Origin of the sequence: Micromonospora sp. NPDC005173 (assembly GCF_040608515.1) — a bacterium.
Taxonomy (GTDB): Bacteria; Actinomycetota; Actinomycetes; order Mycobacteriales; family Micromonosporaceae; genus Micromonospora.
Genome location: NZ_JBEXIK010000110.1, coordinates 1 through 1,336, shown reverse-complemented (window position 1 = coordinate 1,336; position 1,336 = coordinate 1). Strand labels below are relative to the sequence as shown.

Below are 1,336 nucleotides of genomic sequence, written 5' to 3'. Positions count from 1 at the left end.
CGGGCGCCGGCCAGCGGCGGCACGCTCTTGAAGAGCCAGCCCGAGGGCGGCAAGGGGTATGCGAGCCAGTGCCAACCGGCGCCCTGACGCTACGGCAGCTTGCACCCCAGTTGGCCCTCTACCGCATCGACCTCGCCTGGCGAAGCGGGCGAATCGACCACCAGTGGCCGGGTGTCGAAGCCCTGCGCCGCGAGAGAATCCACGATCTCCGAGAGCAGGCCGACTGCCTCCGTCGCGTTCGCGAGCGAAGTGTGCCACTGTTGCCGATTCCCGACACCGGGTCCCCGGACCAGCGCGCGGCTTGCGGCAGATGTGCGCACCCAACCGGGGCGGTGGAGATCAGCCCCTCCGCGCTGGAATCGCGGATGACGCTTCACTCGCCACGGCACTGGCCCGACGGCTGGCCAAGGTCGACGAGCTGATCAGAACCGGCGGCGACGGCTGGAAGGAACTGATCGGCCTCTACCGTCGCCCGCCACGGGCGAGGCCGTTCGACCCCAGGCCGCAGCAGCACATCCACATCCACCAGCGCTGCCGGGTGGTACGACTGTTCCAGAGGCTGACAGAAGCGGCAGAAACGGGGCGAACCGATGACGGGTGGCGCAGCCCGGCTGGTGCGGGGATCGGATGAGCAGCGGGCGACGTTCCTGGACCTGTTCTTCGACCTGGTGTTTGTCTTCGCGATCTTCCGGCTCTCGCAAGGGCTGCGGGAGCATCTGAACTGGAGCGGCGCCTTCCAGACGCTGGTGGTGCTGCTCGCCCTGTGGTGGGTGTGGACCCAGTCGGCGGCGGTAGCCGATAGGTTCGACCCGTGGCAGCCCGCGATACGGCGGCTGGCCATCGGGGCGATGTTCGGCAGCTTGGTGCTGGCGGCCGCAGCGCCTGAGGCGTTCGGCGGACGTGGCTTGGTCTTCGCCGGCGTGTATGTCGCCGTCCAGGTCGGTCGCAGCCTGTTTCTCGTGGTCGTTACGTGGGGCGACGAGCGGCAGCGTCCCGAGATGCGGGTGCTGTTCTGGTTCGGCGTGTCGGCGGTGCCGTGGCTCGCGGGCGCCCTCATGCAGGGTTGGCCGCGTGGGGTGCTGTGGGCGCTGGCGGTGGCCGTGGATTACACGGTGGCCAGACTCGGCTGGCGCATGCCGAGGCTGGGCCGCGCCGGTGCGGCGGAGTTTTCGGTCTCGGGCGAGTTCCTGGCCGAGCGGCATCGGCAGTTCTTCATCATCGCGCTGGGCGAGCTGATTCTGGTGACGGGGTTGGGGCTCAGCAGCGGCGGCTTCGAGGCGGCCCGCGGCGCGGCGGTCGTGGTGGCGTTCGCGACCACGGTGCTGCTGTGGTGGAT

At 69.7% G+C, this 1,336-nt stretch carries 1 protein-coding gene; it reads left to right on the top strand.

Annotation, left to right across the window (positions count from 1 at the left end; all coding sequences use genetic code 11):
• Positions 1 to 590: 590 nt before the first annotated feature.
• On the top strand, positions 591 to 1,336 hold a 746-nt coding region (locus ABZV00_RS37800), incomplete at its 3' end, for a low temperature requirement protein A (RefSeq protein WP_355615465.1).